Here is a 21,103-nt window from a genome sequence, read left to right as displayed (position 1 = left end):
AAATTTTACTAGCAAACCGTTTACAGTGACTCAAGGTTCAGTTAATAATTACATCGTACATGAAATTTAAGGAGTGGAATGCGTGGAATATAATGTTCAAGATATGATCTTCCAGTTCATTGGTGGATTAGGTATTTTCTTATTCGGGATTAAATACATGGGCGATGGACTGCAACAAGCAGCTGGAGATCGTCTTCGCGATATTCTAGATCGTTTTACAACAAACCCACTTATGGGTGTACTAGCAGGTATGTTAGTTACTGTATTAATCCAATCCAGTTCAGGAACAACCGCTTTAACAGTCGGACTTGTAAGTGCCGGATTTATGACATTAAGACAAGCAATCGGTGTTATTATGGGTGCAAACATCGGTACGACAGTTACTGCATTTATTATCGGAATTAAAATCGGAGAATATGCTCTCCCAGTTATGGCAATTGGAGCAATCTTACTATTCTTCTTTAAAAATAAAAAAGTACATTCTGTAGGTCAAGTTGTATTCGGTTTTGGTATGTTATTCTTCGGTTTAGAGTTAATGAGTGCAGGTATGAAACCTCTTCGTTCTTTAGAATCATTCCAAGAATTAACAGTTAGCATGAGTGATAATCCAATTTTAGGAATTGTTGTCGGTACAGTCTTTACTTTAATTGTACAAAGCTCAAGTGCAACTATCGGTATTTTACAAGAACTATTCGGGCAAGGTGCAATCGATTTACAAGCAGCTCTTCCTGTATTATTCGGTGATAACATCGGTACAACAATTACAGCTGTATTAGCAGCAATCGGTACTTCAATTGCAGCAAGACGTGCAGCATTAGTTCACGTTATCTTTAATATTATCGGTACAATTATCTTTACAATTTTATTAATACCATTTACAAGTTTAATTCAATATTTCCAAACATCATTAAACTTGAATCCAGAAATGACTATTGCATTTGCACACGGAACATTTAACGTAACAAATACAATCATTCAATTCCCGTTCATTGCAGTGTTAGCATGGATCGTAACAAAAATTATTCGTGGTGAAGATGCAGCGATTGACTTCAAACCACAACATTTAAATCCAATCTTTATTGAACAATCTCCAGCCATCGCTTTAACTGAAGCTCAAAAAGAGATTATCCGTATGGCTGAGTTCTCATTACATGGATTAAAAGAAGCAAATCAATTTTTAAATACACAAGACAAAAAACACGCAAACATGGCTACTCAATTAGAAGGAGCTATTAACAATTTAGATAAAAAAATTACCGAGTATTTAGTTTTACTATCAGAAAAGCCACTTTCACCTACAGATTCTGAAAAACATTCTGTTTTAGCAGGTGTTGTTGGAGATATTGAACGTGTCGGTGATCATGTAGAAAACCTTGTAGAACTTGTAGATTTCCAAATTTCAAACCGTGTTTCACTATCAGATGAAGCATTAGCTGAATTAAACGAAATGCTTGAGTTAACAATTTCAACACTACAAGACTCAGTTGAAGCTTTAACAAACTTCGATACTGAACTAGCTCAAACTGTTATTGCCAAAGAACGCAAAATCGACCAAATGGAACGTGTTCTTCGTAAACGTCACGTATTACGTCTAAACGAACGCAGCTGTTCAGGTGATGCAAGTATCATCTTCGTCGATATGGTAAGTAACTTAGAGCGCATTGGCGATCACGCTGTAAATATCGCTGACGGTGTTTTAGGTGAACAAGGAAAAATCAATCTAAAACAATCATTATAATAAGAAAGAGACGCTAACTTAAGCGTCTCTTTTTTCATTATATTTTAACAACTGTTCTTCCTTTTAACTTTCCTTGCAATATAAGTGCAAACTTCTTCTCTAATTCTTCTAATGTACATTCTTCTGTATAAGATAGTAACTCTTTATTTCCCCATTCTTTCGCTAAAAGCGTCCAAACATCTCTTCTCACATCTACTGGGCATTGCACGGAATCTATCCCTAAAAGGCTTATGCCTCGTAAAATAAACGGATATACCGTTGTTTGTAGTTCCTGGCCTGCCACATTACCGCATGTCGTTACACAACCACCATACTTTACTGTTTTTAAAGCTGTTTCTAGCATATGTCCACCTACAGTATCGATAACTCCCGCGTATATCCCTTTTAACATCGGTCTTCCTGATTCATCATTCAATTCCGCGCGATGAATCACTTTTTTCACTCCTAGACGTAGTAGCATATCTTCCTCTTCCATTTTTCCTGTCGCTCCTACTACGTTAAACCCTAACTTACTTAATATACTAACAGCTACACTCCCTACGCCGCCTGTAGCACCCGTTACTAAAACATCTCCCATACTAGGCTTGATTCCTGCTCCAATAAGCTTATATACCGACAAAGCCGCAGTAAAACCTGCTGTCCCATACATCATACTTTCCTTTAATGACATTCCTTCCGGTAAAGGCACGACCCAAGATGATGGCACGCGAATATATTCTCCGAAACCACCAGAGGTATTCATACCTAAGTCATATCCCGTTACAATAACTTGATCTCCTGCTTTAATGGTAGCATCTTCACTACTCACAACCACTCCTGCAGCATCAATTCCTGGCGTATGAGGATATGTTCTCGTAACACCCTTATTACCAGTAGCTGAAAGAGCATCTTTATAATTTAATGAAGAATAATGAACCTGTATTAACACGTCTCCTTCAGGTAAACTACTTACTTCTCTCTCAACAACTTTTCTTACAAACTGATGATTTTCCTTTTCGTTCACAACGATTGCTCGGAATGATGTATGATTCATTATGCTCTCTCCTTTATCCGTCAAATTCTTCTTTATTATATAGAAGAAATAAGTAAGCTTACTCATTTCTTCTTGGCTATATTTCAACAAATCTTACTTCTCTATCACTTTCTCACAATACATATTTTCATTTCTACTAAAACAACTTATACTTATTCTACATCTAAAAAAGATAATATAGAAAATCTGACTTTTTATAAATATATTGAATTTTTACGAAATGTAAATGTTTTGTAATGTTTTTTTTCGCTAAATTTCATTATAATAAGTGGATATGAGTGTCGTATTTCAATCCAAATGAAGGAGTACAGGAAATGGAGCAAAACCCATCTTTGCAAGAAAATACACGCAATAAACCGAAAAAAAATAAGAAAAAAATAAAAATTATTATAAGCGCTATACTATTCGTTTTATTAATAGGCGGCGGTTATACTTGGTTTTTAGTAAATAAAGCATCTTCTGCTGTTCGAAATGCCGCACACGATTTAGCACGCGGTGATAAATCTGATTTACGTGATAAGGCTGTAAAACCTATTACAAACAATGTCTCTGTTTTAATAATGGGTGTTGATGAAAGCGATGTCCGTGGAAAAGAATATGGTGAAGCTATAAGAACAGACGCGCTTTTACTTGCAACATTTAATAAAGATAGCAAAACTGTTAAACTATTAAGTATTCCACGTGACACATATACTTATATTCCAATAGAAAAGAAAAAAGATAAAATTACACACGCTCATGCATTCGGTTCTGCTAAAAACGGAAAAAATGGTGGACCACAAGCAAGCATTGATGCAGTTGAAAAATTAATGAATGTTCCTGTCGATTATTTTGTAAAATTCAACTTTAAATCATTTATAAAAATCGTCGATGACTTGGGCGGTGTTGAAGTTGATGTACCAGTTGAATTTACTGAGCAAGATAGCAATGATAATGCTGAGGCTATTCACCTAGAAAAAGGTGTTCAAAAGCTAAATGGCGAAGAAGCTCTTGCTCTTGCTAGAACAAGACACATCGATAGTGATGCAATGCGTGGACAACGTCAACAACTCGTTATCGAGGCTATTTTAAAGAAACTAACAAGTGTTGGTTCTGTAACAAAAGTTGGCAACATCATTGATGATATTAACGGACAATTCGTTACAAACTTAACATTTGATGATATGCTTTCATTCTATAAATATGGATCGGATTCGGAAATTGAGAAATTACAAATCCAAGGTGATGATTGCTATATGGCAAAAGGTGACGATACTTGTAGCAAATCTGCTGGTGGTGGTCGAACTTACTACTACAATCCAGATAAAAAAGAATTAGCTAATGTTACAAATGAACTTCGTACTCATCTTGGGCTACCTGCATATACAAAGTTTGACTCAGACTCTGATTCGAAAAAGACAAAAGAATCTAAGTCTGAAAATTCAAGTGAACGCGAATCAAGTAACAATGAAGTGAAAAATAAGAACAAAAATAGCAGTGAAGATACAGAAACATCGTCTAACGACAATGAATAGTAAAGAAGCCGTACTCTATGGAGGTAGAGTACGGCTTCTTTTTATTTCTTCAGAGAGGGTGTTGCAAAACTCATAAATATCCAAAAATGAATGCATAAAAAAATCCGTTTTCCTGGAAAAATGATAGTAACCGAAACTATCTCCAGAAAGGACGGATTTACTAGTATGATAACCAAATTTGATGAAAATCAATCCATTTTACAGATTTTATTTGCATACGTAGACAGTTTAACTATTGAAGGCGTTCCGCCTGTGACAGGTCGCCCACCAATCTGTAGAAAAGCCTTACTGAAATGCTTTTTCTTGAAAACTGTATTTCAAATTGACTCTTTACGCAAATTAACACGTTTTTTGCATCAATATCCTTCATTTCGTGTATCTTGTGGTNCTGTATTGCTTCAGGATATAAAAGATCAAAATGTGTTATTTTCCGTTGCAGATGCTGCTTACGATAGTCAACGTATTTATGAAATTGCACGAACATGTAACATCTTTGCCATGAATCCAATCAATCCTAGGAATGGTGAACAAAATAAGAGTACACATCGTCGTGTATTATCTCATTTTATACAAACTATCTTTGGTAAACAATTGATGAAAGAACGTAGGAAAATTGAACAACAGTTTAGTAAACTCAAAGATAAAGGGTTGGAACAGCCACGTTGGTATGGTCAAAATCGCTATCTATTGCATGTTCAGCTAGTTTTTCTGATTCATAACATTGCATGTTTATTTTAGTTTTGCAACACCCTCTTCAGAATTAAAAATCAGAACTTTCTAACTATCTTTTTTAATATTTTTAAATTATAATAAATAGTAGCAATCTATTCCAATTATCAGGGGGCTCATACATATGAAAGCTGCAGTAAAACATAACATCTCAGATTTTAAAGACTACTTAAAATCCAACGATATATACATGGAAGAAAATATAGATGAAAATGATGGCTCTGTTCATTTTTCAGTAGGATTAGAGACTGAAGCTGGCGCAAAAATTCAACTTATCGCTGCTTTCCAAACCGAACATCCTACGGTGGATATATACTGCTTCAATGTTGCTCACGTACCTGATGCAACATCAACAAATGATATTTTACATGTCATCAATGAATTAAATACATCTTATCGCTTTGCAAAATTCACATTAAATAAGCAAAATGCAATTGATATTTCAACATCTCTTGCATTCTCAGAACCAAACTTTAATCCAGCACTTGTCTTTGAACATACGAGAATGCTATATAAATTAGCGAATGACGAATATAAAAACTTAATGAAAGTTATTTGGGCATAAATAAAAGGATGGGCTGCAAGCAGCCCATCCTTTTATTTCGATATCATATCAATCCACATCTTAACAGCAGTGCCGACAATTAAAATCGATAACATATATTGTAGTACTTTTTGATTTATCCTCTTCCCGACTCGCGCTCCAAGTGGCGCAGCAAATATACTTGCAACTGCAATAATTAGAGCTGGAATGATAACTACTTGTCCAGTAATCACTTTTCCAGTCGTAATCCCTACTGAGGAAATAAACGTAATAGCGATAGATGTCGCTATCGTCATGCGCAATGGTAATTTTAAAATAACTAGCATAATAGGAACTAAAAGAAACGCACCTCCAGCTCCAATAATGCCCGAAACACCTCCTACAATAAACGCTAACACACTTGCTAACCATTTATTATACTTAACTGCTCCACTATTATTTTTCTTCGGTACAAACATCATCATAGCTGCAATGGTCGCCAATACTGTATAAACAACATTTACAGCGTGTTCATCTAATAGATTTGCACTAAAACTTCCTATAAAACTTCCTATTAATATACTAGCTCCCATATACACAACTAACATTTTATTCATATCAGTACTTTTCCGATATGCCCAGGCACCTGCAAAAGTTGCAAAGAATACTTGTACTGCTGTAATACCGCTCACTTCATGTGACGTATAGCCAGTAAATCCTAACAATACCGGAATATATAAGATCATCGGATAATTAATAATTGCACCGCCAATTCCAACCATTCCTGATATAAACGATCCTATAAACCCAATTATAAAAAGTAATAATACTCCACTCACCTTACATCCCCCTCCTTCTAAAAAGAAGGTGATTAAATGAATAAGTTTACATTCCCATCCGAAGCATCTGCTAAATATGCCCCTACACCTGCAAACTCTACGCCTTCCATAATCTCTTCCTCTTTTAACCCTAATAAATCTACTGTCATTTGACAAGCTACAAGTTTAATCCCCTGTTCTTTTGCCAAATCAATTAAATCTGGCAAAGGCATTGCATTATGTTTTTTCATAATGCCTTTAATCATCTTTGGTCCCATACCAGCAAAATTCATTTTGGATAACCCCATCTTATCAGCACCGCGTGGCATCATTCTTCCAAATACTTTTTCTATAAATGTTTTCTTTACATTCACATGTTCATCTTTCCTTAAAGCATTTAATCCCCAGAAAGTATGAAAAATAGTAACCTCTTGATCATACGCCGCTGCACCATTTGCAATAATATAAGCAGCCATTGCTTTATCGTAATCTCCGCTAAATAAAACGATTGTTGTTTTCTTCTGTTGTTCCATATTGTTCTCCCTCCAATTACCTATAGGGGTATTTTTATTTATAAAAATTGTTTCTCCCTATTCTACTTTTCCTTCCCAAGCTAACATACCACCTACCACATTGATTACTTGAAAACCGTAACTTTCTAAAAATTGAACAGCTCTTGCACTTCTCCCGCCTGAACGACAAACGATAATATATTCCTAATTTTTATTTAATTCATGCATACGAAACTCTAATAGTCCTAGTGGAATATTACATGCTTCTGGAATTTTCCCTTCAGCTACTTCTTCTACTTCACGTACATCCACAATATTTACCGCTTCTTTACGCAACAATTTTTCTTCTAATTCTTTTGTAGTCATTTCTTTCATTTTAAATTTCCTCCTCACAAACCATTCATACCACCTGAAACGTTTATTACTTGCTGAAACCCTAGTTTTTTCAATACCTTTCCTGCTTGCTTACTTCTCATTCCACTTTGGCAAATAACGATTACTTCCTTATTCTTATCTAATTGATTCGCCTTACTTGCTAGATCATTTAGGGGGATATTTTGAAAGCCTTTCATATGATTCCCTCTATATTCACCTACTGTACGGACATCAATAAAATACTTCCCCTTTTTCCCCACTATACTTTTCAATTCTTTGCCATTTATATTTTGCACACCTTTCACTGGTAAAAATCGTGAAATAACAAACCATGCAGCAAGTACAATGAAAAGCGTACTTAATATTGTGTTCATATAACCAACCTCTCTATATTTACAAAACTATTGCTTCACTACGCCTTCCTAATCCAAAACTTCAGCACATCGCCTTCTTCTTCAAGCTTTACGATGTCATGGCCACATTTATTTGCCCACGCTGGAATATCCTTAACTGACCCTTTATCCGTTACATGTATTTCTAACACTTCTCCAGTTTGTAGAGCATCCATTGCTCTCTTTGTTCTTACAATCGGCATTGGACATGCTAAACCTTTCGCATCTAACACTTGTTTTATATTCATCATCAATTCCTCCATTTTTTATTTATTTCATTATTCGTGCACTGCACAACGATTTGGACCAATCTCCATTTCACGCTCTTTATCCACACTTGGGTGAATTTTACCCATATTGGTTTGACGAATTTCTTCATATGCATTTGGCTGAGGTGGTAAGTTTTCTGTTACAACTTTACGGAACTCTCCCTCATCCTCAATATTTAATCCTGCATTATGCTCAAATAAATCTTTTAATTTTGCACTAACAATACCACTTTCGTTCATTTCACTTATTTTTGAATAATGAGCCGGTAACACAACTAAATTTTGAGATAGCTCTTTATATCGGCTATACAAAGTATTACGTAAATCACTCACCCAATCTTCAGCCTTACCAGCAAGATCAGGACGCCCAATTGAATCTACAAATAAAATATCGCCTGATAATAAATAAGAATCATCTACAATGAATGACGTACTTCCAATCGTATGTCCTGGTGAGTATAATGCGTCAATTACCATTTTAGTACCCCCCACCGTAATAACAGATCCTTCAACAAGCGGTTCGTATGAGAAAACAACTTCCTCTGCATCTTTTGGTGGTAACCAATACGTACCACCTACCTTTTCCGCTAACTTACGTCCTCCAGAAATATGGTCTGCATGTAAATGTGTATCCATTACATTCGTAATCGTAACGCCATGCTCTTTCGCAAATTCTTCATACGCTTCAACTGTTCTTACTGCATCAATAACTGCTGCTTCACCGTTTGAAATGACCATATAAGATAAACAGCCTTTTCCAAGACGGTTAAACTGATACATACTTCCGCCATTTTTTAAATCTCCAACTTTTACAGGCTTTACATGTTCACTCCATGCCTTCATACCACCAGCTAAATAATAAATATTTTCTAATCCAGCCTCTGTTAACTGCTCTGCCACAAATATAGAAGACCCTTCTTTTGCACATACTACTAAAACATCTTTATCCTTAGGTAATTCACTTACAATATGTTCTACACCATCTAACAAATCAAAATAAGGTTTATTAATAGAAGAAACTTGTTTTCCTTCAATTTTCCAATCTTCATAATCCTTCTCATTACGAACATCTAAAATAAACAACTCTCCGAATAAAACTTTCTCTGCAACATCTTTCGCTTTTAACGATTTAACACTCATTTAATTACCCCCATAGGTATATTTTCATTTAAAAAATTTTATTTTTTCACATTCCCTTGCCACTCTAACATACCTGGAATGACATTTTTCACATTTGCATAACCTTGCTCTTTCAACATGTGGCAAGCTACATCACTACGGTTACCAGTTCGGCAAACAACATAAATTTGTTTCGTCTGATCTAACGCTGCACTGTCTAACTCTCCTAACGGCATCGAAATGGCCGATGGAATATGACCAAAAGCGAATTCCGCTGCTTCTCGAACATCTAATACAATACACTCTTCCTCACTTAATAATATCTCTTCCAACTCTGCATTCGTAATTGTATGAGGATACTTTGCTACTTCATTCACTTCATGCTCATGCGCTTTCCTAATGTAATGCATCAAAACATCGCCCTCTTGTTTCGTCCCGATATATTGATGTCCTACTTTACTCGCCCAACTTTTTATATCTACCGTAGAACCTTTATCTGTTGCCTTAACTTCAATCACTTGCCCTGGTGCTAATCCCTCTATCGCCTTCTTCGTTTTCACAATCGGCATCGGACAAGCCAACCCTTTACAATCTAAACTCATATCCACTTTTATATTCATAATCGATTCCTCCACAATTTATATACATATACCTGCAGGGGTATATTAAAATGTTTTTGAAAATCTGTCAACAATTATGTTTGACAGATTATCGGCTTTTTACAAGTAATTGAACAGCTTCTTTAATTAACTCTTCATTTGAACCATTACCACTTTCAAACTGTTCACGCAAACATTGCTCTAAATTCGTTCCAACAACGAGCCCAATTGTACGATCAAGGGCAGAACGAGATGCCGTTAACTGTGTAATAACTTCTCGGCAATCCTTTCCTTCTTCCATCATACGAAGCACACCACGAACTTGACCTTCAATACGTTTCAATCTATTTTTCATATCTTGATTATATTCCATCCTATAATCACCTCATTACCATTATGTCACTATTTATAACCTATGACAATATATTATACCCTATAGGGTATTTTGTAAACCCCTATTTTAAATTTTCACCTTATATGTTCGCAAAACAAAAAATAAAACCTTAATCTATAAGTTTTTATCTTCCACTAAATCTTGAAGTAGCAGATGAAAAATATCAATATACAACACGTTCTGGCAGTACTGTCCCATACAATTTAAAACCACCATCTACATTCTTTACCTTATATCCTTTTTCCATTAACATGCGCGCTGCAACATACCCTCTCATACCAAGTTGACAAGTGATATATATTTCTTTGCCCATTGGCACTTCATCCAATCGATCACGTAATTCATCTAACGGAATATTAATAGAGCCTTTAATCATTCCTTGTTTTAGTTCATTGGGCTCCCGAACATCTATAAGATATCCACCATTGTCAACAATACGATCTATTTCATGCCATTGTACCGTTTCCACAAAACCATTTACTATATTACTTGCGGCATACCCCACCATGTTTACTGGATCTTTTGCAGAAGAATACGGCGGGGCATATGATAATTCTAAATCTGGTAAATCGATTACAGCTAAGTTTGCCTTCATTGCCGTCGCGATAACATCTATACGCTTATCTACCCCGTCACGCCCTAAAGCCTGTGCTCCGTAAATCTTTCCGCTATCTTTATTAAAAATTAATTTTATTAGCACTGGCGTAGCATTCGGATAGTATCCTGCATGAGAATTTGCCTGTACATGTACTACCTCATAGGGTATATTTAATCGTTTTAATATTTTCTCATTTACTCCAGTCGAAGCAACTGTTAAATCAAAAACTTTAGCCACAGAAGTTCCCATCGTACCTTTATATAAAGACTCCGTATGGCCATGAATAATATCTGCTAACATACGACCTTGACGATTAGCGGGCCACGCTAAAGGAATCATCGTTTCTGTTTCTGTAACAAAATCTTTCACTTCAATCGCATCACCAATTGCATATACATATGGGTCAGATGTTTGAAATTTCTCATTTACCTTTATCGTTCCTCTAACTCCTAATGATAATCCTGCATCTTTCGCTAAACTACTCTCTGGTTGTACACCAATTGCTAAAATAATCATATCTGTTTTTATAACTGAGCCACTTTTTAAACGTACAACAGTCCCATTCTCTTCTAACGCATCTACACCATCTTCAAAAACAAGCTCAACATTGTGCACCTTCATATGCTCATGTACATATGCCGCCATTTCGTAATCAATTGGTGGCATCACTTGATTTGCCATCTCTACAAGAGTAACCTCAATCCCGCGTTCTCTTAAATTCTCAACCATTTCCACTCCAATAAATCCTCCACCAATAACCGTCGCATGACGTGGTTTCTTCTCATCAATATACGCTTTTATACGATCTGTATCAGGTACATTTCGTAACGTAAACAACGCCTTCGCTTCTTCAATGCCCGGAATAGGTGGAACAATTGGTTTCGCCCCTGGTGAAAGAATCAAAACATCATATTCCTCGTTATATGTTTCATCTGTAGTTACATTCTTTATCGTAATTGTTTTCTCTTCTTTATTAATCTTTACAACTTCACTCAATACACGTATATCTAAATTAAAACGTTTTGACATCCTTTCAACAGTTTGTACTAATAACTTTTGTCTTTCTGTAATGACACCGCCAATATAATATGGCAATCCACAGTTTGCGAACGAAATGTATTCACCGCGTTCAACCATAATAATTTCATCTTCCTCACTTAAACGACGAAGCCTTGCAGCTACTGATGCCCCGCCAGCAACTCCGCCTACTACAACAATTTTTCTAGACATATTTCGAACCTCCATATTATTTAATTTTCTCATGCATCACACAGAAAAACCTATACCTGTATGGGTATATGATAGAGTATAAAAAATTTATTTTCAATCAATATGTCTTTCTTTCACAAATTTGAAACAAAAAAAGAACTTAGATATTTCCAAGTTCTTTACGAATGAAGCCATCCATCGTTCTATCGTCATACTTCCTATAATCTCTTTGTAAAACTATACTCCATGTTCCCGCCTAGGGCTGCCGCTGTATCACCAGTTTCTCTAAAATCATGTGTATATATTTTTTCAAATGAACCGAAATCTACTTGCTTATAAAATTCAAAACAAGGGAATCCATCATGCTCCCCTTGAATATCAATACTACCATCCTGTTTCACACATACATTTAATACATAATCCACAGGAGGTGCATATACATTTAATGGATTACTTGCACTCGCACTCATTTTGAATTGCACACCTTCAGAATTCCATGTGATATCAGTGCACACAATATTTTCTGTACTTGCTTTCCCTGTTCTTTTACTCACAGAACCATCTGGACTTGTAATCTTCTCGGTCGTAATACCCGTGTTCGCATATGAAAACACTTCTTCTTTATAGAAATCAACTACTACCTCTTGCTCAACTCTAGAGCGCATCGCATTTACCGCATACGGTGTGAATTCACGTGAATCACCTTCGAATTGAATTACTTTTCCTGTTTCCATATCCTTCTTAGCCTCAGTCCAAGACATTGGAATAAATACACTGGCTCTAATTTTCACGATATTAGTCATAAGAAACACCTCTATAATTTTATTTTAGATGCTGAATGCTTATTAAATAAAACAGACCATAATTTCAATCCTAAAACCAATAGATTTCTCTTTTACTTTTCTATTTCCTTCTAAAAAATAACGCTATATTTATGTTTAGACTGTCGTTTTAAAGCTATATTCCATCTCTCCAGCTAGTGCTGCTGGGGTATCATCCGTTTTTCTGAAATCATGTGTGTATATCAATTCAAACGAACCAAAATCTACTTGTTTATAAAATTCATAGCAAGGGAAACCATCATGTACACCTTCAATATTCACAGTACCACTTTCATTAGCTCGTATAGTCAAAAAATAATCAGCTGCAGGTGCTGCTGCGTTTAAAGGATTACTTGCACTTGCTCTCATTTCAAATGAAACTTCATCTTCACTCCATACAATATTTGTACATACAATGTTTTCTGTACTTGTTTCTCCCTTTTGATACTCAATTGAGCCATCTGAATTTGTAATCTTCACGGTGACGATACAAGCATCTGCATATGTGAAAATTTCTCTTTTATAAAAATCAATATTCACTTCTTGTTCTAACCTTGAACGCTTTGTGTTCACTGCTTGTGGTGTAAACTCACGTGCATCTCCAGCATATTCAAACACTCTTCCTGTTGCAGGTCCTTAATAGGTTCCAGCGATGCATATGGTGCAAATACACTCCCTCTAATTTTCACGATATTAACCATGTGAAACCTCCATTGATTCTATATTATATAAATCATTATTTGTTCTACCGACATAATATAGTCAATTTGATTGACTATATTATGTATAGTACAATAGGTATTACATATAGTCAACTTAATTGACTACAAGTGCGGAGGTTATATATATGGATCAAACATTTAACGAGTTAGATCTTACATCGCTTTTATCATTATCATTTAGCACATTAATTACTGAGCTACATGATAAATTAAGTGAATTAGGATTTGAGGATATTAGGCCAGCACATGGTTTTATGTTCAAACGCATCCTTCCTAATGGGGCAACTGGTATAGAGCTAGCTGAGTATTTAGGGATTTCCAAACAAGCTATAAGTAAAATGGTGGATTCTCTTGAGAATAGTGGCTACGTTACACGTAAAACACACCCTACTGATAAAAGGGGTAAAATCATTGTTTTAACCGAACGTGGTTTAGCAGTAATGAAAGCAAAAGAAGAAATAGTAGCTGAAATAGAGCAGCGCTGGATTGAAAACATAGGTACAGAACGAATGCAAATGCTAAAAGAAGATTTAACAACATTCGTTACTAAAGAAAATACAGAGAAATTATCATCAAATATACGACCTGTCTGGTAAACAAAAACGAATCCATTTTAATTCATCTTCTTCAAAATGGATTCGTTTTTCTATAGCTGTATTAAAAATCATGAATTTCTTTACATTTTATTCTACTGAATATATTTTTTACGCGGTATATAATTCCATAACTCTCTTCACAACCAACTCCGCTGTATTCTCCTCCGATGGCATCAATAAATTCGTAACCGGTCCATACACAACAGGGTTTAATTCCACTTCATACCCACCATATGAGAATTCTTCCTTCGTTGGTAAGTAACCAATATATCCATTCGTATATCCACCAAAGAAAGCTAATTCATTTTGAAGATTCTCTTTCACTTCTAATGCCGTTTCCGAAAAAGGTTCCATCGGTACACCTGAAAACATACCATCATTAACTTGAAACAGTTGCACTTCTAAATTGATACTTAACTGCCGAATACCTTGCTTATATTTCTCTAAAACGATAGTAAGCCATTCATCCGTATTCACACCCCACTGCTCTTCAGCTAACTGGGCCATGCTTCGTATCTCATCAATTTCAGGAATATCCTTCAACTTCATTTGCATCGTACTCGAAACTGTTCTTACATTTACAATCGGGCTATAAATAACTGTTGGAAGCATCGTTAATATATGTCCACTAAGTATGTGAGCCATTTGTTTTAATGCTTTCCTTGAACCTCGATACTTCGCATTCACATTACCAGCAGCACCTTGAACAATCATAACAGGACAATTTACGGTCTTCTCAAGAATCTCTCTTGTCATCCCCGGATAGTCTGCTGATAATACATCACTATCACCTTTTAAAACATTCGGATGCGCCGTACAAAATACTACAATCCCAGATAACTCCTTCGTTTCAGCATCTCTTATTGCTAACATGCCAATTCGTTTATCTACAACACCACCTATATTTGTGCCCATCTTTGCTCTTCCATCAGATGTTCGCTCTCTTCGGTTGACCCCAATATCACCTGTCGTAACACCCCAGCCTACTTCGCATCGCTTCAAGTTTTTATTCGCAGTAACAGCACCGTGTACTACATTATTTACTAAAATCGTTTTATACGACTGTACGAGCGGATTATCACCGACCGTTTCTGGACCAGAGTGGGTATGTGTATAAACAACTGTTATTTGCTCAAATGGAACATGAAGTTCTCTTGCTACTCGCTCACGAATCATATTCGTATCTTCTATTAACATTCCAATATTATCAATGCTTATAAACACAGTTTTCATTTCATCTTTTTCAAATACAAAAACCGTTCCATAAATACGTTCTTCAATATTATTTATTCCTGTCTCTCTATGGTATCCGACAAAATCAATACCTATAGGCGGCGTAATATCCACCTTACCTACCCCTACTTTGCCCATTTGAACCTCTCCATTTCTCTATGTAACTCCCTTTTTTCAAGAATAACATATTTAACTTAGTTCCAAATAAAAAGAACGGACACAGTATCCTATGTCCGTTCTTCCCCTCACACATACTTCCGATGCACCATCTTCCCATCATAAGAAAACACAACGCCCTTACTCTCCACAATAGACTCCATATGCACCGTTCTTCCCCATAGCTGATGAAGATATGGTAATACCTTTTCTAAGTATTTTAAATCGAGCTCGATTCCTTCGTAACTATGTTTAATGTATAATTCTCCGTTCTTTAAGTAGTCTCCATCTTCTACTACTAAGTACGGGAACCCACCATTTGTCCGCATATTTACAAGTTGATCACGCACATTTTCCCATTCTTTATCTATTACTTTATATTCTTTTCCTTGGCGCTGGAATAAGTACATATCTTCTCGCATAACAAGATCTTTATTTAAGTAGTTTCTTAGGAACGATACGTCCCATTCAATTTCGCGTACTTCAAACATTTTGTCACGGCCAGATCCTGGTTTTACGCCTCGTCGCTTCATTTCTTCTGTTGGATTGTTGTACCGTTCTTCAATATCTTCAAAGATTTTAATACCTAGGTAGTATGGATTAATACTTGTTTTTGATGGCTGTACAACACCTGCATTTAATTTCGCAAATTCAATAGCTTCATCAGAGGTTAAGTCCATTTCACGAAGTATGCGTTGATGCCAGTAGGATGCCCAGCCTTCGTTCATGATTTTCGTTTCAAGCTGTGGCCAAAAATATAACATTTCTTCGCGCATCATCGTTAATATATCACGCTGCCAATCTTCTAACTCACGGCTATATTCTTCAATAAAGAGCAGTAAATCTTTCTCTGGTTGTGGTGGAATTTTCTTCTTTTTACGCACATTAGAACGTTCCTGCTTTTTATTGCGATTATCTAAATTCCATAAATCATCGTATTGCGACACCTTTTTCTTTTCTACTTCTTCATCTTCTAAATCATCAATACTCCATGCGAGCTTCGGACGCATAAGCGACGGATCAATATGCTCTTGAATGGCAAGTACAGCATCTAAAAATGTTTCTACCTCTGCCTTTCCGTACTTATGCTCATACGCTTTCACACGGTCCGCTGTTGCCGCCATACTCTCTACCATATCTCGCTTCGTATTTGAAAAACGAATATTATTTTTGAAGAAATCACAGTGTGCTAAAACGTGCGCTACAATTAATTTGTTTTGAATTAAAGAGTTCGTATCTAATAAAAAGGCGTAACATGGATCAGAGTTAATAACGAGTTCGTATATTTTACTAAGTCCTAAATCGTATTGTAATTTCATTCTGAAAAATTGTTTTCCAAAACTCCAATGTGAAAACCTTGTCGGCATCCCATATGCACCAAATGTATAAATAATTTCCGCTGGACATATTTCATAACGCATCGGATAAAAATCAAGCCCAAATCCAGTCGCAATTTCCGTAATTTCCGCAATCGCATATTGCAGTGCTTTATCGTCACTTGCTCTCATTATTTTCCCTCCTTACACTTTCCCTTAAGAAAGTGTATGATGAAGAACAAGCTTTCATGAGGATTGATTGCATAATAAAAAGACACCCCCGCAAAAACGAGAATGTCTCATCTATTAACCTTCAATAATCTCCATCTTCTCCGTAATCGGAGTACGAGCTTTTCCTTCTGGTGCTTTATCGAAATAGCCGATATGAAGAATTCCAACGATACGTTGGCCTCTTGTTAAACCGATTCCTTCTATAAATAATGGATTGTAGTTTAATCCGCCTGATTTCCAAACACAACCTAATCCACGTTCCCAAGCAAGAAGTTGGAAGTTTTGCATAAATGCACATGTTGCAGCGTAATCTTCGTCACGCTGAATTTGACGTGGATCTTCATTCATATATACAACGATTTGTGCAGGTGTGCTTAAAAAACGATCTGATAAAATTTTACCGCGTTTCGCTCTTTCTTCTTCTGTGAAAGAGTTTAATACTGCGTCTACTAATTTCTTGCGGCCTTCTCCGATGTATAGTTTACAATTCCATGGTTCACGGTGCTTATGATTAGGTGCCCATGTTGCGTCGTTTAATAGTTCAATTAATAAATCTTTTTCTACTGCTTTATCTGTAAATGTACGTACAGAACGTCTTTCTTTAATCACATTTGCGATGGAAGTATATGTAGTCATATTTATCTCTCCCTTATTTTTATCTATATGTATAAGTTCATCGTTAGTATTGATATTGATTTTCAATTTCGATTATACCTTAGTTTTTTACTATTAATCAATGTTTTATGTTGGAAAACTTCTAAAAACGTCATTTCATGCTGTGAATAAAAAAACTTAGCTTGTTCACAAGTATTTCACATTTTATGGAAATGATATGTGTACAGTTTTCTACATTATCCATCTAGGAGGAGTTTACATGTACAAAAAAATCGCTGTTTGTATGACTATGGCAGCATTATTATGCGGGATATCCACCTTCCCTATATCCGCTGCCACGCCAAAAGAAGTAACACTGCATCACCATAACCCAATTTCAGAAGAAGAAATGCAATCGCTAGAAAAACTCGGCTATAACAAACATGAAATTTGGAAAGCTGCTCATATTGCAAGAATTAGTAATAAAGAAATAAAAGATGTTTTAGCTTACTATAAGCAAAATAAATCTTGGGAGAAAACAGCCGAGCATTTCGGTATAGATCCAAGTAAGCTGAAAAAGCATCATATGAATAAAGAAACAAAGCAAGCACTGCTACAACAGTTAGCAACTATGCAAAAATCCACACCGGATCAGCTAAAGCAAAAAATGAAAGAATATAACATCAAATTGCGTCATCTTACTGTGTTAACAATCATCTCTCAAAAAAGCAATACTCCTCTTGATGATGTATTAAAGATGAAAAAAGATGGAATGGACATTAAACAAATTGCCGAAAAATTAAATGTAAAAAGAGAAGATATACGAGCGGAAATGATGAAATTAGTGAAGTCTATTAAAGAACAAAAAACAAATTAAAATGCTAAAAAGGAAGAGCCATTCACCACTCTTCCTTTTCTTTATGAACTTTCAATTTTTAAGTATAAATTCCCGTCTTTCCCAAAAACTAACACAAGTAAATGATATATGTTAGGGGTGAGAAAATGTTCGGTTTATCATCTAAAAAATCAAAAAAGACTAATACAAAAACACTTTGTTCTATCCCAGAATTTATACAAACCATGAAAGAATCAAGCGATTTTGTCTCTTATAACATACTTAAAGATGAAACGTTGTGCTTGTTTTATTATAAATCTGTCGTGGAAGCACTTATTATTAAACAATTCATTTTAACTCCTCTAAAAAAGGAATCGGACCAAATCCAAAACATCTCTGATTTATGTAATATCATCTCTATTGAAGACATTATTACCTCCCCTTCTATTGATGATATTCGTGAAAAATTATTAGGTGGATATATTTTAATACGCTTAAAAAACAATTCGAATCCTGATCAATATGCTTTAATTCGTGCCGAAAGTACTGTTTTAGGAAAACGATTATATAACGATACAGAAAATGAGTATAGCGTAATCGGACCTAAAATCGGTTTCGTTGAAAACCTTGATACAAATATCCACTTATTACGCCGAAATATCGTAACGGAGCAACTCATTTTTAAAGAAGTTACCGTCGGATCTATATCAAAAACGAAAGTAGCAGTTGCTTATATAGAAGGAATTACAAATGAACAATTTGTCAACACAGCAATTCAACGGCTAGAAGACATTGACTTTGATGTCCCATTTGATTCAACTATGATTGAGCAATTTATTAGTGATAATAGCAATTCACCTTTTCCTGTTCTATTACCTACAGAACGATTAGATCGAGCTGTATTTGCATTAATTAACGGGGAAGTTTTAATCTTAACAGATGGCTCTCCATATGCTTTATCAGGACCAACAACGTTACTGGATTTTTTCATTTCACCAGAAGATTATTATTTACCGTGGATGATTGGATCGTTCTTTCGTATTATTCGTTTTTTCGGAGCTATATTTTCTCTTTTTTCCTCCGCTATTTATACAGCGGCTTTAACATATCATTATCAAATGATCCCTGCCGATTTACTAGGTCCTATTATTTTCTCGAGAGCTAACGTACCTTTCCCTCCTATTCTAGAAGCACTCTTTTTAGAAATTACAATTGAATTGCTCCGTGAAGCTGGAGCGCGTTTACCGACAAAAGTCGGACAAACAATCGGGATTGTTGGGGGGATTGTAATTGGCCAAGCATCCGTGGAGGCAGCTTTGACAAGTACAATTTTATTAATTGCAGTTGCTTTATCCGCTCTTGCATCTTTCACAACACCAACAGTAAAGATGTCTTCTACTATCCGGTTGTTACGCTTTCCGCTTATTCTTTTAGCCGGTGCATTCGGAGGATTAGGCCTCGCTGTCGGATTTGTATTTATTTTAGCTCATTTAATTAAATTAAAATCGCTTGGATCACCTTATTTGTTACCTTTATATCCATTTCGTGGTTTAGGTACAGCAGAAGGTTTTCTTCGATTACCATTTAGTCAAACGGCACAAAGACCTTCTTTTCTTAGACCAAAATCAAAATGGCGCTACAATCCAAACAAATCGAAGCAAAAACGTGATGGTGAGAATGAATGAAGAAAATTTTATTGCACCTTATTATCATTATCTTCTTCATTTTACAAACTGGCTGTACACAAACGTATATAGTGGATACGCAGCGTATTATTCATGTCGCTGGATTTGACATCACTAAAAACAAAAGATTCCAAGGAACTATTCTCTTCCCAGAGTACACACATGGTGTAAAGTCTAAACCAGAAACTCAATCAACATCTGCCCGTTCACTTGAGACAATCGCTTCACGATTAAATGCAAAATCACCTCACAATGTCGTTGTAGGTCAAATGCGTGTCGTCCTATTTGGAAAGGCTCTAGGAGAACGCGGAATGGGAGAGATTATTACTAACTTACAACGTGACCCAAATATCGGGCGCGATGTACAACTAGCAATTGTAGATGGATCAGCTGAGGAACTTTTAAATTACGGAAAAAAAAATGGATCTTTATACATTGCTGATTTACTTGAACAAAATATCCGAAATGAGAACATTCCACAAACCGCATTAGACATTTTTTTATATAATTACTACTCTTCTGTATGTGATGCCTATGTCCCTTATCTTAAAATGGACGATAATCATTCCGTCGCTGTCAAAGGACTTGCTTTTTTAAAAGGCGATAAAGTCGTTATGTATACGGATAAAAGACATTCTGTTTTAGCAAAATTACTTATTAACCCTACGAAAAATGGACGTTACGAAGCAGCGATAACAAAGGATAAACATAAAGGTATGGTTGTTATACAAAACTTAGCTGGGGAAAATAAGTATGATATAGATCAAACTGGCGACATACCAAAAGTAAAAATCCATTTAAAATTAAATGGATTAATTAAAAACTCTCCAAATTGGATTGATCTAAGAAAAAAAACAAATATCAACTATATAAAAAAACAAATTGAAAGAAATGTTGAAAAAGACTGTGAAGATTTAATAAAACAATTTCAAGAAAAGAAAATTGATCCTTTAGGAATACGAGATGAAATTAGAAGCCATACGAGAAAATGGAATATAAAACAAATTCGAAATATGTATCAAAATGTAGCGGTGGATATAAATTTAGATCTTAATATTGTACAATCTGGAATCGGGGAATAGTGAGGTGAAA

The 21,103-nt window shown here is 35.5% G+C and carries 21 protein-coding genes and 2 pseudogenes; 8 read left to right on the top strand and 15 right to left on the bottom strand.

Annotated features, from left to right (window positions below):
• Positions 1–82 precede the first annotated feature (82 nt).
• Entirely contained in the window at positions 83–1,738 is a 1,656-nt protein-coding gene (locus tag V6946_RS04175) for a Na/Pi cotransporter family protein (RefSeq protein ID WP_000456269.1), read from the top strand.
• Positions 1,739–1,775: 37 nt separating this feature from the next.
• On the opposite strand, the gene V6946_RS04170 is transcribed toward V6946_RS04175, so the two are convergent.
• The gene (locus tag V6946_RS04170) at positions 1,776–2,771 is read right to left on the bottom strand and encodes a YhdH/YhfP family quinone oxidoreductase (RefSeq protein WP_001016961.1); all 996 of its coding nucleotides are present in this window, start codon (positions 2,769–2,771) and stop codon (positions 1,776–1,778) included.
• Between the two features lie 314 nt (positions 2,772–3,085).
• On the opposite strand from V6946_RS04170, the gene V6946_RS04165 reads away from it, so the two are divergent.
• The 3 genes from V6946_RS04165 (at position 3,086) to V6946_RS04155 (ending at position 5,579) form a co-directional block, all read left to right on the top strand.
• On the top strand, positions 3,086–4,285 hold the full coding sequence (locus tag V6946_RS04165; protein ID WP_000437390.1) for an LCP family protein: 1,200 nt from the start codon (positions 3,086–3,088) through the stop codon (positions 4,283–4,285).
• A gap of 165 nt (positions 4,286–4,450) precedes the next feature.
• Complete coding sequence (locus V6946_RS04160; RefSeq protein WP_406622241.1) at positions 4,451–5,023, top strand: transposase; 573 nt, start codon at positions 4,451–4,453, stop codon at positions 5,021–5,023.
• A 115-nt stretch (positions 5,024–5,138) separates the two neighbouring features.
• Positions 5,139–5,579, top strand: coding sequence for a hypothetical protein (locus tag V6946_RS04155; RefSeq protein ID WP_406622240.1), 441 nt, complete (start codon positions 5,139–5,141; stop codon positions 5,577–5,579).
• A gap of 32 nt (positions 5,580–5,611) precedes the next feature.
• On the opposite strand, the gene V6946_RS04150 is transcribed toward V6946_RS04155, so the two are convergent.
• The 11 genes and pseudogenes from V6946_RS04150 to V6946_RS04100 all read right to left on the bottom strand — a co-directional run bounded on the left by V6946_RS04150 (position 5,612) and on the right by V6946_RS04100 (position 13,344).
• Positions 5,612–6,376, bottom strand: a complete 765-nt coding sequence (locus tag V6946_RS04150) for a sulfite exporter TauE/SafE family protein (protein ID WP_000017251.1) — start codon at positions 6,374–6,376, stop codon at positions 5,612–5,614.
• Positions 6,377–6,408: 32 nt separating this feature from the next.
• Positions 6,409–6,888: a DsrE/DsrF/DrsH-like family protein gene (locus V6946_RS04145; RefSeq protein WP_000437742.1), complete on the bottom strand. Its 480-nt coding sequence runs from the start codon at positions 6,886–6,888 to the stop codon at positions 6,409–6,411.
• 57 nt (positions 6,889–6,945) lie between these two features.
• Positions 6,946–7,242, bottom strand: a pseudogene (locus V6946_RS04140) (rhodanese-like domain-containing protein).
• 14 nt (positions 7,243–7,256) lie between these two features.
• A complete protein-coding gene (locus V6946_RS04135) occupies positions 7,257–7,616 on the bottom strand; it encodes a rhodanese-like domain-containing protein (protein WP_086411493.1) in 360 nt (119 codons plus the stop codon).
• Positions 7,617–7,654: 38 nt separating this feature from the next.
• Complete coding sequence (locus V6946_RS04130; RefSeq protein WP_002093886.1) at positions 7,655–7,885, bottom strand: sulfurtransferase TusA family protein; 231 nt, start codon at positions 7,883–7,885, stop codon at positions 7,655–7,657.
• A 27-nt stretch (positions 7,886–7,912) separates the two neighbouring features.
• A complete protein-coding gene (locus V6946_RS04125; RefSeq protein ID WP_006914917.1) occupies positions 7,913–9,043 on the bottom strand; it encodes a rhodanese-like domain-containing protein in 1,131 nt (376 codons plus the stop codon).
• Positions 9,044–9,081: 38 nt separating this feature from the next.
• Entirely contained in the window at positions 9,082–9,642 is a 561-nt protein-coding gene (locus V6946_RS04120; RefSeq protein WP_006914915.1) for a sulfurtransferase TusA family protein, read from the bottom strand.
• A gap of 88 nt (positions 9,643–9,730) precedes the next feature.
• Positions 9,731–9,994: a metal-sensitive transcriptional regulator gene (locus tag V6946_RS04115; RefSeq protein ID WP_000456206.1), complete on the bottom strand. Its 264-nt coding sequence runs from the start codon at positions 9,992–9,994 to the stop codon at positions 9,731–9,733.
• A gap of 184 nt (positions 9,995–10,178) precedes the next feature.
• A complete protein-coding gene (gene cdr, locus V6946_RS04110) occupies positions 10,179–11,843 on the bottom strand; it encodes a CoA-disulfide reductase (RefSeq protein WP_006914829.1) in 1,665 nt (554 codons plus the stop codon).
• Between the two features lie 197 nt (positions 11,844–12,040).
• Entirely contained in the window at positions 12,041–12,625 is a 585-nt protein-coding gene (locus tag V6946_RS04105) for a DUF3238 domain-containing protein (protein ID WP_006914827.1), read from the bottom strand.
• Positions 12,626–12,760: 135 nt separating this feature from the next.
• Positions 12,761–13,344, bottom strand: a pseudogene (locus V6946_RS04100) (DUF3238 domain-containing protein).
• Positions 13,345–13,490: 146 nt separating this feature from the next.
• Here V6946_RS04100 and V6946_RS04095 point away from each other — a divergent pair.
• Complete coding sequence (locus V6946_RS04095) at positions 13,491–13,961, top strand: MarR family winged helix-turn-helix transcriptional regulator (RefSeq protein ID WP_000372890.1); 471 nt, start codon at positions 13,491–13,493, stop codon at positions 13,959–13,961.
• Between the two features lie 108 nt (positions 13,962–14,069).
• Here the strand turns inward: V6946_RS04095 and V6946_RS04090 are convergent, their stop codons facing one another.
• From V6946_RS04090 to V6946_RS04080, 3 genes are all read right to left on the bottom strand, one after another.
• A complete protein-coding gene (locus tag V6946_RS04090; protein ID WP_006914822.1) occupies positions 14,070–15,332 on the bottom strand; it encodes a neutral/alkaline non-lysosomal ceramidase N-terminal domain-containing protein in 1,263 nt (420 codons plus the stop codon).
• Between the two features lie 107 nt (positions 15,333–15,439).
• Positions 15,440–16,858, bottom strand: a complete 1,419-nt coding sequence (gene spoVR / locus V6946_RS04085; RefSeq protein WP_001202693.1) for a stage V sporulation protein SpoVR — start codon at positions 16,856–16,858, stop codon at positions 15,440–15,442.
• Between the two features lie 114 nt (positions 16,859–16,972).
• Positions 16,973–17,533, bottom strand: a complete 561-nt coding sequence (locus V6946_RS04080) for a nitroreductase (protein ID WP_000214821.1) — start codon at positions 17,531–17,533, stop codon at positions 16,973–16,975.
• Positions 17,534–17,771: 238 nt separating this feature from the next.
• Here V6946_RS04080 and V6946_RS04075 point away from each other — a divergent pair, with 238 nt between their 5' ends.
• The 3 genes from V6946_RS04075 (at position 17,772) to V6946_RS04065 (ending at position 21,093) form a co-directional block, all read left to right on the top strand.
• Positions 17,772–18,368: a hypothetical protein gene (locus V6946_RS04075; protein WP_000276964.1), complete on the top strand. Its 597-nt coding sequence runs from the start codon at positions 17,772–17,774 to the stop codon at positions 18,366–18,368.
• 125 nt (positions 18,369–18,493) lie between these two features.
• Positions 18,494–20,011 carry a spore germination protein gene (locus tag V6946_RS04070; protein ID WP_000467496.1) on the top strand — a complete coding sequence of 506 codons (1,518 nt, stop codon included), beginning with the start codon at positions 18,494–18,496 and terminating at the stop codon, positions 20,009–20,011.
• Entirely contained in the window at positions 20,008–21,093 is a 1,086-nt protein-coding gene (locus tag V6946_RS04065) for a Ger(x)C family spore germination protein (RefSeq protein WP_000722252.1), read from the top strand. The genes V6946_RS04070 and V6946_RS04065 overlap by 4 nt, the downstream gene beginning before the upstream one ends.
• The last annotated feature ends 10 nt before the right edge of the window (positions 21,094–21,103 follow it).

Origin of the sequence: Bacillus sp. PPSBB_2 (assembly GCF_045291115.1) — a bacterium.
Taxonomy (GTDB): Bacteria; Bacillota; Bacilli; order Bacillales; family Bacillaceae_G; genus Bacillus_A; species Bacillus_A cereus.
Note: the sequence above shows the minus strand (reverse complement) of the source record. Positions and strands in the feature narration are given on the sequence as shown.

Excerpts from the sequence above, each read along its gene's own strand:
- V6946_RS04170 (WP_001016961.1), bottom strand. The coding sequence starts at position 2,771 with ATGAATCATACATCATTCCGAGCAATCGTTGTGAACGAAAAGGAAAAT.
- V6946_RS04165 (WP_000437390.1), top strand. The coding sequence starts at position 3,086 with ATGGAGCAAAACCCATCTTTGCAAGAAAATACACGCAATAAACCGAAA.
- V6946_RS04155 (WP_406622240.1), top strand. The coding sequence starts at position 5,139 with ATGAAAGCTGCAGTAAAACATAACATCTCAGATTTTAAAGACTACTTA.
- V6946_RS04145 (WP_000437742.1), bottom strand. The coding sequence starts at position 6,888 with ATGGAACAACAGAAGAAAACAACAATCGTTTTATTTAGCGGAGATTAC.
- V6946_RS04135 (WP_086411493.1), bottom strand. The coding sequence starts at position 7,616 with ATGAACACAATATTAAGTACGCTTTTCATTGTACTTGCTGCATGGTTT.
- V6946_RS04130 (WP_002093886.1), bottom strand. The coding sequence starts at position 7,885 with ATGATGAATATAAAACAAGTGTTAGATGCGAAAGGTTTAGCATGTCCA.
- V6946_RS04125 (WP_006914917.1), bottom strand. The coding sequence starts at position 9,043 with ATGAGTGTTAAATCGTTAAAAGCGAAAGATGTTGCAGAGAAAGTTTTA.
- V6946_RS04120 (WP_006914915.1), bottom strand. The coding sequence starts at position 9,642 with ATGAATATAAAAGTGGATATGAGTTTAGATTGTAAAGGGTTGGCTTGT.
- V6946_RS04115 (WP_000456206.1), bottom strand. The coding sequence starts at position 9,994 with ATGGAATATAATCAAGATATGAAAAATAGATTGAAACGTATTGAAGGT.
- cdr (WP_006914829.1), bottom strand. The coding sequence starts at position 11,843 with ATGTCTAGAAAAATTGTTGTAGTAGGCGGAGTTGCTGGCGGGGCATCA.
- V6946_RS04105 (WP_006914827.1), bottom strand. The coding sequence starts at position 12,625 with ATGACTAATATCGTGAAAATTAGAGCCAGTGTATTTATTCCAATGTCT.
- V6946_RS04095 (WP_000372890.1), top strand. The coding sequence starts at position 13,491 with ATGGATCAAACATTTAACGAGTTAGATCTTACATCGCTTTTATCATTA.
- V6946_RS04090 (WP_006914822.1), bottom strand. The coding sequence starts at position 15,332 with ATGGGCAAAGTAGGGGTAGGTAAGGTGGATATTACGCCGCCTATAGGT.
- spoVR (WP_001202693.1), bottom strand. The coding sequence starts at position 16,858 with ATGAGAGCAAGTGACGATAAAGCACTGCAATATGCGATTGCGGAAATT.
- V6946_RS04080 (WP_000214821.1), bottom strand. The coding sequence starts at position 17,533 with ATGACTACATATACTTCCATCGCAAATGTGATTAAAGAAAGACGTTCT.
- V6946_RS04075 (WP_000276964.1), top strand. The coding sequence starts at position 17,772 with ATGTACAAAAAAATCGCTGTTTGTATGACTATGGCAGCATTATTATGC.
- V6946_RS04070 (WP_000467496.1), top strand. The coding sequence starts at position 18,494 with ATGTTCGGTTTATCATCTAAAAAATCAAAAAAGACTAATACAAAAACA.
- V6946_RS04065 (WP_000722252.1), top strand. The coding sequence starts at position 20,008 with ATGAAGAAAATTTTATTGCACCTTATTATCATTATCTTCTTCATTTTA.